Source organism: Salmonella sp. SJTUF15581 (genome assembly GCF_043356775.1).
GTDB classification, from domain to species: Bacteria; Pseudomonadota; Gammaproteobacteria; order Enterobacterales; family Enterobacteriaceae; genus Salmonella; species Salmonella enterica.
Genome location: NZ_JBEUJY010000002.1, coordinates 218,118 through 230,319, shown reverse-complemented (window position 1 = coordinate 230,319; position 12,202 = coordinate 218,118). Strand labels below are relative to the sequence as shown.

The 12,202-nt window shown below is 52.7% G+C and carries 11 protein-coding genes; 6 read left to right on the top strand and 5 right to left on the bottom strand.

Translation table 11 applies throughout. The annotated features are described in order from the left end of the window. Positions 1 to 497 precede the first annotated feature (497 nt). Complete coding sequence (fucA, locus tag ABVN36_RS04590) at positions 498 to 1,145, top strand: L-fuculose-phosphate aldolase (protein ID WP_000440819.1); 648 nt, start codon at positions 498 to 500, stop codon at positions 1,143 to 1,145. A 16-nt stretch (positions 1,146 to 1,161) separates the two neighbouring features. Continuing rightward, a complete protein-coding gene (gene fucO, locus ABVN36_RS04585; protein ID WP_023138786.1) occupies positions 1,162 to 2,310 on the top strand; it encodes a lactaldehyde reductase in 1,149 nt (382 codons plus the stop codon). 91 nt (positions 2,311 to 2,401) lie between these two features. Here fucO and xni read toward each other — a convergent pair whose 3' ends face one another. The 5 genes from xni to queF form a co-directional block, all read right to left on the bottom strand. Continuing rightward, a complete protein-coding gene (gene xni, locus ABVN36_RS04580) occupies positions 2,402 to 3,157 on the bottom strand; it encodes a flap endonuclease Xni (RefSeq protein ID WP_001536725.1) in 756 nt (251 codons plus the stop codon). 170 nt (positions 3,158 to 3,327) lie between these two features. Continuing rightward, complete coding sequence (gene sdaB / locus ABVN36_RS04575) at positions 3,328 to 4,695, bottom strand: L-serine ammonia-lyase II (RefSeq protein ID WP_000626384.1); 1,368 nt, start codon at positions 4,693 to 4,695, stop codon at positions 3,328 to 3,330. Between the two features lie 58 nt (positions 4,696 to 4,753). Further along, a complete protein-coding gene (gene sdaC, locus ABVN36_RS04570) occupies positions 4,754 to 6,043 on the bottom strand; it encodes an HAAAP family serine/threonine permease SdaC (RefSeq protein ID WP_000450462.1) in 1,290 nt (429 codons plus the stop codon). 564 nt (positions 6,044 to 6,607) lie between these two features. After that, positions 6,608 to 7,972, bottom strand: a complete 1,365-nt coding sequence (gene ppnN, locus ABVN36_RS04565; RefSeq protein ID WP_000627973.1) for a nucleotide 5'-monophosphate nucleosidase PpnN — start codon at positions 7,970 to 7,972, stop codon at positions 6,608 to 6,610. A 112-nt stretch (positions 7,973 to 8,084) separates the two neighbouring features. Then, on the bottom strand, positions 8,085 to 8,933 hold the full coding sequence (queF, locus tag ABVN36_RS04560) for an NADPH-dependent 7-cyano-7-deazaguanine reductase QueF (RefSeq protein ID WP_000100463.1): 849 nt from the start codon (positions 8,931 to 8,933) through the stop codon (positions 8,085 to 8,087). A gap of 68 nt (positions 8,934 to 9,001) precedes the next feature. On the opposite strand from queF, the gene syd reads away from it, so the two are divergent. The 4 genes from syd to ABVN36_RS04540 all read left to right on the top strand — a co-directional run bounded on the left by syd (position 9,002) and on the right by ABVN36_RS04540 (position 11,736). Then, on the top strand, positions 9,002 to 9,547 hold the full coding sequence (gene syd / locus ABVN36_RS04555) for a SecY-interacting protein (protein WP_000343990.1): 546 nt from the start codon (positions 9,002 to 9,004) through the stop codon (positions 9,545 to 9,547). Positions 9,548 to 10,156: 609 nt separating this feature from the next. Next, a complete protein-coding gene (locus ABVN36_RS04550) occupies positions 10,157 to 10,486 on the top strand; it encodes a YqcC family protein (RefSeq protein WP_001527916.1) in 330 nt (109 codons plus the stop codon). Then, positions 10,486 to 11,268, top strand: coding sequence for a tRNA pseudouridine(65) synthase TruC (gene truC, locus ABVN36_RS04545; RefSeq protein ID WP_000890028.1), 783 nt, complete (start codon positions 10,486 to 10,488; stop codon positions 11,266 to 11,268). Before ABVN36_RS04550 ends, truC begins: the two co-directional genes overlap by 1 nt. A gap of 18 nt (positions 11,269 to 11,286) precedes the next feature. Beyond that, positions 11,287 to 11,736: a flavodoxin gene (locus ABVN36_RS04540; RefSeq protein WP_000807735.1), complete on the top strand. Its 450-nt coding sequence runs from the start codon at positions 11,287 to 11,289 to the stop codon at positions 11,734 to 11,736. Positions 11,737 to 12,202: the final 466 nt, after the last annotated feature.

Genomic DNA, 12,202 nt, shown 5'->3' with positions numbered 1-12,202 from the left:
AAATTAGGTGAGTTCGCTTTTCTTACCGGTAATAAATTGGCGTCCGGAATGAACTCATGGATTCATTTTCAAATAAAAAAGGCCTTTTAATATGATGGCGGTCACATTTATACCTGAGAGCAGAGCGTTCTGTGATTATCATCACTTTAATTTTCATAAAAAAATGACCGTTTGAGATGTTTAATTTAAAAAACCACAGACTGAATGCCCGAATTAAATTATTGCCACGAAAACGGGCAGTAGTAACTTATTCTTCATCTTTGCCCGTTTTAAAAAATATTATTAAGAGCGGGCATTTATCGGCGAGAGAAACGGTAGTCGTCTGGTTTATCGTGGCGAATTAATTGATGTGAATCACAAAATATCGTTATTTAAATTCCCTTCTCTTTATTCAGTATGATGATAGTTGCTAACTATTCGATTATTTCAACAGGACAGCAGCGCGATGCGAAAGGCGGTTTTGTTGTCTCATTTTGAATCACAGAGAGAGGTAAATAATGGAACGAAATAGACTGGCGCGGCAGATTATTGATACCTGTCTGGAAATGACGCGGTTAGGGTTAAATCAGGGGACGGCAGGTAACGTGAGCGTACGTTATCAGGGCGGATTGCTGATTACGCCGACGGGGATCCCCTACGAGAAGCTGACAGAGTCGCACATTGTCTTTATTGATGCAGACGGTCAGCATGAGCAGGGCAAGCTGCCTTCCAGCGAGTGGCGTTTTCATATGGCGGCATACCAGACGCGCCCTGACGCCAATGCCGTGGTACATAACCACGCTGTCCATTGTACGGCAGTCTCGATCCTGAATCGCCCGATTCCGGCGATTCACTACATGATTGCCGCCGCAGGAGGAAACTCTATTCCCTGCGCGCCCTACGCCACTTTTGGCACCCGCGAACTTTCTGACCATGTTGCCGTGGCGCTTAAAAATCGTAAAGCGACGCTGTTACAGCATCACGGGCTTATCGCTTGTGAAGAAAATTTAGACAAAGCGTTGTGGCTGGCGCATGAAGTGGAAGTGCTGGCGCAGCTCTATTTAAGTACGCTGGCCATTGTCGATCCGGTACCGGTACTGGATGACGAGGCGATCGCTATCGTACTGGAGAAATTTAAAACTTACGGGTTACGTATTGAAGAGTGATGTCAGGAGACAGGCGATGGCGAACAGAATGATTCTGAATGAAACGGCATGGTTTGGCCGGGGAGCGGTGGACGCATTAACCGATGAGGTAACGCGCCGCGGTTATCATAAAGCGCTGATTGTTACCGATAAAACGCTGGTGCAATGCGGTGTGGTCGATAAGGTGACAAGCAGAATGGATGCCGCAGGGCTGGCGTGGGAGATCTATGCGGGCGTGATCCCTAATCCTACGATTTCTGTTGTCCAGGAAGGGCTTAAGGTCTTTACCCAAAGCGGCGCGGACTATCTCATCGCCATTGGCGGCGGTTCTCCGCAGGATACCTGCAAAGCGATCGGTATTATCAGTAACAATCCGGAATTTGCCGATGTGCGCAGTCTGGAAGGGCTATCGTCGACCCGTAAACCCAGCGTGCCGATTATGGCGATCCCGACAACGGCGGGAACCGCGGCGGAAGTCACTATCAATTATGTGATTACCGATGAAGAGAAACGGCGCAAATTCGTTTGTGTCGATCCACATGATATTCCGCAGGCGGCATTTATCGATGCCGATATGATGGACGGTATGCCGCCCGCGCTGAAAGCGGCAACGGGCGTGGATGCGCTAACCCATGCTATTGAAGGCTATATTACCCGGGCCGCATGGGCGCTGACGGATGCATTACATATCAAAGCCATTGAGATTATTGCTGGCGCGCTACGCGGCGCCGTAGCCGGAGAAAAAGAGGCTGGTGAGGCGATGGCGCTGGGGCAATACGTTGCCGGGATGGGGTTTTCCAATGTGGGGCTGGGACTGGTGCATGGGATGGCGCATCCGTTGGGCGCGTTTTACAACACGCCACACGGCGTCGCGAATGCTATTTTGCTTCCGCATGTGATGCGTTTCAATGCCGGGTCTACCAACGAGAAATTCCGTGATATCGCCCGGGCGATGGGGGTGAAGGTAGAAGGATTGAGTCTTGAAGAGGCGCGTAATGCCGCAGTGGAAGCCGTATTTACGCTAAATCGCGATGTGGGAATTCCGCTGCATTTGCGTGATGTCGGCGTTCGAAAAGAGGATATCCCGGCGCTGGCGCAGGCGGCGTTCGATGATGTCTGTACGGGCGGCAATCCGCGTGAAGCGAGTCTGGCGGATATTGTCGAACTGTATCATATCGCCTGGTAATTTTGCCGGATGGCGCTGCGCTTATCCGCTCTACATTTCGTGCAGTTCTGTAGGCCGGATAAGGCGTTCACGCCGCCATCCGGCAACAAAACTACCGCGCCAGCCGTAGCTGCTGTAAGTTTCCGTCGATATGTAAATCGGTTTGCAGACGTGCAATATCGCGGCAGAGAAATGCCATTTCTCTATGCGTCTCAAGCTTTTTGCGCCACTTTTCCGGCACCTCGTCCAGATGGGCGTAAATTCCCTCCAGATTTTGAAACTGAATCAATAGCTGGGTCGCGCTTTTGGGGCCGATACCGGCAACGCCGGGGACTTTCGAACTGCTGATTCCTGCCAGACCCCAGTAATCCGGCAACTGCCGGGGAAGTACGCCAAACTCTTTTTCAATAAACGGCGCGTCCAGCCAGCGTTTCTGGAAGTAGTCGCGAATGCGCAATCCCGGAGAGAGCAACTGGCAATAGCCTTTATCGGTTGACACAATGGTTGCCTGGTGTCCGGCTTCGGTAACTTTTAGCGCCAGCGTCGCCGCCAGATCGTCCGCTTCGTTACCGTCTGATGCCCAACAGCGTACGCCGCGCTGTTCAAACGCGGCGCGTAGGGCGGGCATTTCATTATGTAAATCGTCAGGCATCGGCGGACGTCCTGCTTTGTAGTCCGGCAAACGCTGATGACGCCAGCCGCTGCTGCGCGCGTCGTCATCAAATACCGCTACGGCATGGGTTGGCTGGCTGTGGATAATCAATTGATCGAGCGCGTGTTGGCAGGTTTCCACACAGGGCGATCCCTGAACGGCGTGAATACGGCGAATCAAATTGAGCGCGTCGACGATAAGCAGATGAGCAGCCACGGTGTTCTCCCTTACAAACCTGCGCGTAGGGTAACATTCACGGCGGGGGGAGGCGAGCATTGCGAAATAGCGCTATCCGTAGGCCTGATAAGCGAGGCGCCATCAGGCAACAAAAGCCGGATGGCGGCGAGCGCCTTATCCGGCCTACAGATCCTAAAATGTGCTGAGAATTAATCGCAGGTAACGATCTTCATCGCCAGGCCGCCGCGCGAAGTTTCGCGGTACTTAGCGTTCATGTCTTTACCGGTTTCGTACATGGTCTCAATCACTTTATCGAGGCATACGCGCGGTTCGCTGGTACGGCGCAGCGCCATACGCGCGGCGTTGACCGCTTTGACTGAAGCAATCGCGTTACGCTCAATGCAGGGAACCTGGACCTGGCCGGCAACCGGATCGCAAGTTAACCCCAGATTGTGCTCCATGGCGATTTCTGCGGCGATACACACCTGCGCCGGACTACCGCCCAGCAGCTCGGCCAGACCCGCTGCCGCCATGGAACAGGCCACGCCGACCTCTCCCTGACAACCCACTTCGGCGCCGGAAATAGAGGCGTTCATCTTATACAGCGAGCCAATCGCGCTGGCGACCAGCATATAGCGAGCAAGTGAGTTAGCATTTACTTCGCGGATAAACTTGTCATAGTACGCCAGCACCGCCGGAACAATACCACATGCGCCGTTAGTCGGCGCAGTGACTACTCGTCCGCCTGCGGCATTCTCTTCGTTCACCGCCAGCGCGAACATATTGATCCAGTCGACGACCGCCATCGGATCGGTGGTGGTCTTATCCTGACTGACCAGCACCCGACGCAGCGCCGCCGCGCGACGCGGAACGCGCAGTTTGCCCGGCAATACGCCCTCGGTGGTGATACCGCGCTCGATACCGCTGCGCATTACCTCCCAGACCCTGGCGAAGTGCTGCTCCAGCGCTTCTTTACTGTGCAGGGCCAGTTCGTTTTGCATCATCAGACCGGAGAGCGACAGACCCGTCTCCTGGCAATGGCGCTGTAAATCCGCGGCGGTTTTGTAAGGGTACGGTACGTTAACAGGTTCGCTATTCGTCAAACCAAAGTGCTCTTCATCGACGATAAAGCCGCCGCCAATGGAGTAGTAGGTTTGGCTGTAGAGCACCTTATCGCCCGCCAGCGCGGTAATACGCATCCCGTTTTCATGCAGAGACAGGTTGTCGGCGTGGAAATTCATGCATTTATCGACCGGAAATTCGACTTCATGCTGCCCATTGGCCAGTAGTAAACGCCCATGGGTGTTCACATCCTGGATAAAGGACGGAATGGCGTCGATATCGACGGTGTCCGGCAGATTCCCCGCCAGGCCCATAATAATGGCGATATCAGTGTGGTGGCCTTTGCCCGTCAATGACAGAGAGCCGTAGACATCCACCACGACGCGGGTGACATCTGTAAGGATATGGCGGGCAATCAGATCGTCCGTGAACTGCTTGCCTGCTTTCATTGGTCCGACGGTGTGAGAACTGGAAGGGCCAATGCCGATTTTAAAAATATCGAATACGCTAATCATAGGGCATCCATTGCGGTTGTATCATAGAGAAGCGCCGCGGTAAGCGGCGCTAAAGGACTTAGCTGAACAGTGAGTAGAAAATAGCGGAGATGGCAATCAGGCCCATAATCACAACGAATACGTTGCTGATATGACCGCTGTACTTACGCATTGCCGGTACTTTCTGGATGGCATACATCGGCATCAGGAACAGAATCATCGCGATGATCGGGCCGCCCAGGGTTTCAATCATGCCCAGGATGCTGGGGTTCAGCGTCGCCACAATCCAGGTGGTGACCAGCATGAACAGCGCGGTAATTTTATTCAGTTTGTTGATTTCGATGGATTTACCTTTACCACGCAGCGATTTAATCACCATCCCGTTAAAGCCTTCACGCGCGCCCAGGTAGTGGCCGAGGAAGGATTTGGTGATAGCAATCATCGCAATGATCGGCGCCATCCAGGCGATGATCGGCGCGTTAAAGTGGTTCGCCAGGTAAGACAGAATAGAGATGTTCTGCTCTTTTGCCGCCGCCAGATCTGCCGGCGTCAGGCTCAGCACGCAGCTGAAGACGAAGAACATTACGGTCAGCACCATCATGATGTGGGCGAAGGCCAGAATTTTAGAACATTTCTTCTCTGCGCCTTCACCGTACTCTTCACGCTTCGCAACCGCGAAGGAGGAGATGATCGGGGAGTGGTTGAAAGAGAAAACCATCACCGGAATCGCCAGCCACAGCGTCATCCACAGACCGTTACCGGTAGACGCGGCGGAATCAAAGGACAGCGTTTCCAGCGCCGCGCCGTTCCACTGCGGGATCAGGTACAAGGCCAGCAGCATCAGCGCAGCGACGAACGGGAATACCAGGATACTCATCGCCTTAACGATCATTTGCTCGCCGAAGCGCACGATGGTCATCATGCCAACAATCAGGATGAGGGAAAGAATCGCCCGCGGCGGCGGATTAATCGCTAACTGGTGGGTCAGGAAGCTTTCCACGGTATTAGTAATCGCCACGCTGTAAACCAGCAGGATGGGGTAAATCGCGAAGAAGTAGAGCAGGGTAATCAGTTTACCTGCGCCGATACCGAAGTGTTCCTCAACGACTTCAGTGATGTCTTCACCCGGGTTTTTACCGGACAGCACGAAGCGGGTTAAACCACGGTGTGCGAAAAAGGTCATCGGGAAAGCGAGAATCGCCATGATGATGAGCGGAATCATGCCGCCGACGCCTGCGTTGATCGGCAGGAACAGAACGCCCGCGCCGATAGCCGTGCCGTAAAGGCCCAGCATCCACATGGTATCCGTTTTGCGCCATGCGCTTCGAGAGTCAATCGAAGCAATAGTGCTGGTCTGAGTGGTTTCCATCTATTTCTCCTGGAGGATGCTAAAAATCAGGTTGCTGGTCTAATCCAATGAAAAAAGACCTGATCGTAAAATGAAATCTGCTTAGGGACGCTTTTTATATAATTTTTCGCCGTAATAATTTTCGGGCGGAAAGATACATTTAAGTGATGAATCTATCAGTGATCCCGATCTCAAATGCAATAATCCGCTTCTTACATGGATAAATTTGGACCATTAATCTATTAAAAAAACGTCATAACGAATTTCCGGGCGCGAAGGCTACCATTAACGATATAAGGCCGGAAAGATTGGGGCGCAAGATACGGAGGTTTGACTATAAAAATCAAGGTTTTTAGTGGATTCTGGCGAAGAATAAGAGTTTGAACCGATAAATCACGGTAAGAGGAGTGAAGTAAACGTTTGCCTGGCAATCTATTTATGATGAATTATAAATGGTGTTTATAAAACAATGCGGGCTATGCCTCTGATGATCATCATAAAAAATGAAGGCATACGTTAATTGCCATACCGCAATGAAAGGAATGGGAGAAGCGCCCGGCTGCTGGCGGCAACCGGGCATAAGCGCTAAGCGCAGATCTCGTAACAGGGGATGTAGGCGGAACCTGGCAATTTCATACGATGCTGCGCGACGAATCCCTGCAGCAGATCGTCCATGCGACGCATCATCTCTCGATCGCCGTGGATTTTATACGGACCATTAGCTTCAATGGCGCGTATCCCGACCTCCTTCACGTTCCCCGCGACAATACCGGAGAAGGCGCGTCGCAGATCCGCCGCCAGAATCTCAACCGGCTGATCCGGGTACAGTTTCAGGTTGGCCATATTTTCATGCGACGGCTCAAACGGCACTTGAAGATCCGGTGCAATACGCATCGACCAGTTAAAACTATAGGCGTCGCCGGTATCGCGGCGATTCTCTTTCACTTGCGGCATCGCTTTCTTCATCAGTCGCGCTACCTCCGCCGCATCGTCAATGATGATGCGGTAATGACGGCGGGCCGCTTCGCCCAGCGTATGGGTAATAAACTCATCCAGCACGCGGAAGTAATCGGCGCTCTCTTTTGGTCCGGTCAGGATCAGCGGCAGCACCTGATTTTTATTGGCTGGATTCATCAGAATCCCCAGCAAATAAAGCAGCTCTTCCGCCGTACCCACGCCGCCCGGGAAGATGATGATACCGTGTGCGATACGGACGAACGCTTCCAGGCGTTTTTCGATATCCGGCATGATGATCAGTTCATTCACCAGCGGGTTAGGCGGTTCAGCCGCAATAATGGAAGGCTCAGTCATGCCGATAAAGCGGCTGTCTTTATAGCGCTGCTGCGCGTGACCGACCGCCGCGCCCTTCATGGGGGCTTCCATCGCCCCAGGGCCGCAGCCGGTGCAGATGTTCAGCTCGCGTAATCCCAACTGCGTGCCGACGCGACGGGCATACAGGTACTCGTTTTCGTTAATTGAGTGGCCGCCCCAGCATACCACCATGTTTGGCGCTTCGCCGACGTGCAGCGCCCGGGCGTTGCGCAAAATAGAGAACACCAGATTGGTGATATGTGTTGAGCTTTCAAGATCCAGATGCTGGAAACGACCGGCATTATGGATCTGCCCATTCACAAAGAGAATGTCGCGCAGCACCGCGAACAGGTTAGCCTGTAGCGCACGAATAATCCGCCCGTCAACAAAAGCGTCTTCAGGCGGGTTAATCAATTCCAGCTTCACGCCGCGCTCGCGGCGCAGTACGTTAATATCGAAATTTTCAAAGCGGGACAGCAGCTCTTTGCTGTTGTCGGTCAGGCTGCCGGAGTTAAGAACGGCAAGTGAACAGTTACGAAACAGTTGATACAGGTCGCTACTGGCCGTGCGTTTCAGCATGTCCACTTCCAGTTGCGACAACATATCCATTGAGCCAAGCGGGCTAATATGTGTAATCAAGTAAACTCCTTATGGGACGCAACACGCCATTCCCTATTGATTACAATAGCCCTGGCTGATGACCTTTCACAACCTTACATGCGCAATCCGGCACGCAAAATTGACAAAAAAATTACTGTCGCGCCAGCCTGCCCGTGGCGGGCACGAAATCGGTATTGCTGCGCCAGGGATTAATGTCCAGCCCGCCGCGACGGGTATAACGCGCATAAACGCTTAACGTTTCCGGCTGGCAGAAGCGCAGAATGTCATTAAAAATACGCTCTACGCACTGCTCGTGAAATTCATTATGGTGACGGAAGGAGACCAGATAACGCAGCAGTTTTTCCCTGTCGATTTTGCGCCCGCGATACTGAATTTGTATCGAGCCCCAGTCCGGTTGGTGGGTGATCAGGCAGTTGGATTTCAACAGATGGCTGACCAGCGTTTCTTCTACTTGCTTCTCGCCGCTGACCGCATGTTGCAGATAGTCGGTAGTAAACTGGTAGTTGTCGATACTGATATCCTGATCGTCAATACAGGTGCCGTGGAAATGGGCGACAGGCTGTCCTTCCAGCTCATCAAGACGATGAAGCCTCACGCTAACGTTGCCCTGCGCGCAGGCGCGCAGATCGCGCTCCAGCGTCTGGCGCACCGTCTCCCAGGTGTCAAAGCGCGTCTGGTTAAAGCTGTTCAGATACAGTTTAAAGCTTTTGGATTCGATTAAATTAACGCTGGTGTAATCCAGTTCGACATGCCCGACGGCGACCTGCGGAAGACCCTGGCTGTTAAGCCAGGAAAGTTCATACAACGTCCAGATATCCGCGCCGTGGAACGGCAAATTATCGGCTGTTAATCCGAGCGGGTCGCGATTCAAACTGCGCGGTACGCCCTGCAGCAGGCTGGCGTCATAATTGTCCCGGTAATCCGTTGATTTTCCGAGAGTCAGGCCATCGAGAGCCTGATGGTTTTCATAAGAAGACATGTTTCACCGTCATAAACCAGATACACTATGCGTCAAGTGTATCCTGGCTTTTATGAAGAGAGAAACTGGTGGACGAACTGACAGCGCAGGCATTGAAAGCCTTTACGACGCGTTACTGCGACGCGTGGCAAGAAAAACACGGTAGCTGGCCGTTGAGCGAAGAACTGTATGGCGTACCTTCTCCGTGCATTATTTCTTCAACCCGCGATGCCGTTTACTGGCAGCCGCAACCTTTTGAAGGCGAAGAAAATGTAAACGCGGTTGAACGCGCCTTTGATATTATGGTACAACCTGCGCTCCACGCGTTTTACACCACGCAGTTTGCTGGCGACATGCCCGCGCAGTTTGCGGATGAAAAGCTTACGCTACTGCAAACCTGGAGTCAGGATGACTTTCGGCGCGTGCAGGAAAATCTGATAGGCCACCTGGTCACGCAAAAGCGGCTCAAGCTTCCTCCCACGCTTTTTATTGCGACGCAGGAAAATGAGCTTGAGGTCATTTCGGTCTGTAATCTGTCCGGCGAGGTGATTAAAGAAACGCTGGGCACCCGTAATCGTACCGTTCTTGCCGCAACGCTTGCGGAATTCCTTACGCAACTTAATCCTCTTCTGTAATCGTTTGCCCTAACGGGTGTGAGAGATCTCTTACAAAGTCTGTAGGAGATCGCCAGGATATCAGCGGATACTGAGTCCCGTTTTCTTATGTAAGTCTATATAAAACAACTAATTAAAATGTTTTTGCGCACTTTCATATGAAAATTTACTTAAGGTATTGTCTGTAAGCGTCTTGTAAGACAAGGTGAAACAGGCGATTCTATCTTCGTCGACAGGGAGTCGTACAACGAAGCGAACGTCAGGATGATGACGCTTCAGCAGGACACGCCAGGATGGTGTTACAAGGAAAGGCTTCAGGATGAAGCAAAGTGGAAAGCGCAGGATGCGTTAAAGGACACCTCCAGGACGGAGAACGAGAGCCGATCAGGATGTTCGGCGGGTCTGGATGACCAGGGACGCTTCAGGAAGAAGCTATCACATCGGGCGATGTGCGCAGGATGCAAACGTTCAGGATGAACAGGCCGTAAGGTCACAGGAAAAGTTGTCACGGATGAGCAGGGAGCACGAAAAGTAGCTGGAATGCTGCGAAACGAACCGGGAGCACTGTTTATACAGTGCTCCCTTTTTTTGTTATTCTGCGCGCCAGATTTTCATCATTGAGGTTTTAACATGACGACTCATGACCGTGTGCGTCAGCAGTTACATGCGCTTGAAACGCTGTTGCGCGAGCATCGCCACTGGCGGCTGGATGCGCCGCAGGCGCACCTGTTTACCAGCACCCAACCATTTTTTATGGATACCATGGAACCGCTGGAATGGCTGCAATGGGTACTGATCCCACGTATGCATACCCTACTTGATAATGCGCAGCCGCTGCCCGAGGCATTTGCCGTCGCCCCTTATTATGAAATGGCGCTGGCGGCGGATCATCCGCAGCGGGAGGCGATCCTGGCGGTTTTGCAGGATCTGGATGCGCTATTCGCCCGCGATAAATCCTGATGCTGGAGATCCTCTATCAAGACCCGTGGCTGGTTGCCGTGAATAAACCCGCAGGCTGGCTTGTTCACCGGAGCTGGCTGGATCGCGACGAAAAAGTCGTGGTCATGCAAACGGTGCGCGACCAAATCGGCCAGCATGTTTTTACCGCCCACCGTCTCGACAGACCCACGTCGGGCGTACTGTTAATGGGGCTGTCCAGCGAAGCGGGACGCCGTCTGGCGCAGCAGTTCGAGCAGCACCACATCCGTAAACGCTACCATGCCATTGTGCGCGGCTGGCTGATGGATGACGCGGTACTGGATTATCCGCTGGTGGAAGAGCGCGATAAAATTGCCGATAAATTCGCCCGCGAAGATAAAGCGCCCCAGCCGGCTGTAACGCAGTATCGCGGACTGGCGACGGTCGAAATGGCGGTGCCGACCGGACGTTATCCCACCACGCGTTATGGTCTGGTTGAGCTGGAACCAAAAACGGGACGCAAGCACCAGCTTCGTCGTCATCTGGCGCATCTGCGTCATCCTATCATCGGCGACAGCAAGCATGGCGATTTGCGACAAAACCGCAGCGCCGCAGAGCATTTTGCCTGTCGTCGCCTGATGCTTCATGCCAGTCGGCTTGAACTGACGCACCCCTTCACCGGACAGCCGTTGATAATTCAGGCCGGGTTGGATGAAACCTGGATGCAGGCGCTGACACAGTTTGGCTGGCGTGGACTTCTCCCTGACAATGAAAGGGTTGAGTTTACGGCGGCGTCCCGGCAGGATGAGACTCATCAGGCATAATTCAGGGAGATACGCATAATGGCAGAAATTGGTATTTTTGTCGGGACCATGTATGGCAACTCACTGCTGGTGGCGGAAGAAGCGGAAGCGATCCTCGCCAGACAGGGCCACAGCGCGACCGTGTTTGAAGATCCTGAACTGTCCGACTGGCAGCAATATCAGGATAAGGTTGCGCTGGTCGTTACCTCGACGACCGGGCAGGGCGATCTACCGGATAGCATTGCGCCGCTCTTTCACGGCATTAAAGATACGTTGGGTTTTCAGCCAAACCTGCGTTACGGGGTGATTGCGCTAGGTGATAGCAGCTACCCCAATTTCTGTAATGGCGGCAAACAGTTTGATGCCCTGTTGCAAGAGCAAAGCGCGCAGCGGGTGGGGGAGATATTATTCATTGACGCCAGCGAACATCCGGAGCCGGAGAGCCAGTCCAATCCCTGGGTTGAAAACTGGGGAACTTTACTTTCCTGAGGTAAATCCCTCCCCCCTACGGGAGGGTACCTTTTCGTTTGCTTGCGTTGCCAGTAAGCAAAATAACGACCTGTACACAGTGTAAAGTAACTGAATCGTGTTAGCTTTGGGCATATGCCCGCAAAAGCGGCAGTTTTTTACGGGCGTTTTCATGTAATCAAGCGACCTGTTTCACATTCTTCTCTTTTTACTCCTCCTGCGTCGACGCCTGACGCCTTCTGATTTCATTTCCGTGAAGTGGCTTCCACTGTCCTGGGCTTTTGCCATAAACAGGCGTAATTCATCGCCAAAATACTGTGTTGTTGCACGGTGAGTGTGTGTGGCGCGCTTTTTATACTTCTCCTGCCAGTGAATAAAAGCATGCAGCGTGCAAAGCAAACGACCTAATAAAAGCTGCAACAAGGAAACGTTATCTCTGATTCCCTACCGGTTGTGCAGTTCAGAGTGAGCGTAGCTAACGCGAAAT

Bases quoted from the DNA above. Each gene is read 5' to 3' on its own strand.
- fucA (WP_000440819.1), top strand. From the start codon at position 498: ATGGAACGAAATAGACTGGCGCGGCAGATTATTGATACCTGTCTGGAA.
- fucO (WP_023138786.1), top strand. From the start codon at position 1,162: ATGGCGAACAGAATGATTCTGAATGAAACGGCATGGTTTGGCCGGGGA.
- sdaB (WP_000626384.1), bottom strand. From the start codon at position 4,695: ATGATTAGCGTATTCGATATTTTTAAAATCGGCATTGGCCCTTCCAGT.
- sdaC (WP_000450462.1), bottom strand. From the start codon at position 6,043: ATGGAAACCACTCAGACCAGCACTATTGCTTCGATTGACTCTCGAAGC.
- queF (WP_000100463.1), bottom strand. From the start codon at position 8,933: ATGTCTTCTTATGAAAACCATCAGGCTCTCGATGGCCTGACTCTCGGA.
- ABVN36_RS04550 (WP_001527916.1), top strand. From the start codon at position 10,157: ATGACGACTCATGACCGTGTGCGTCAGCAGTTACATGCGCTTGAAACG.
- truC (WP_000890028.1), top strand. From the start codon at position 10,486: ATGCTGGAGATCCTCTATCAAGACCCGTGGCTGGTTGCCGTGAATAAA.
- ABVN36_RS04540 (WP_000807735.1), top strand. From the start codon at position 11,287: ATGGCAGAAATTGGTATTTTTGTCGGGACCATGTATGGCAACTCACTG.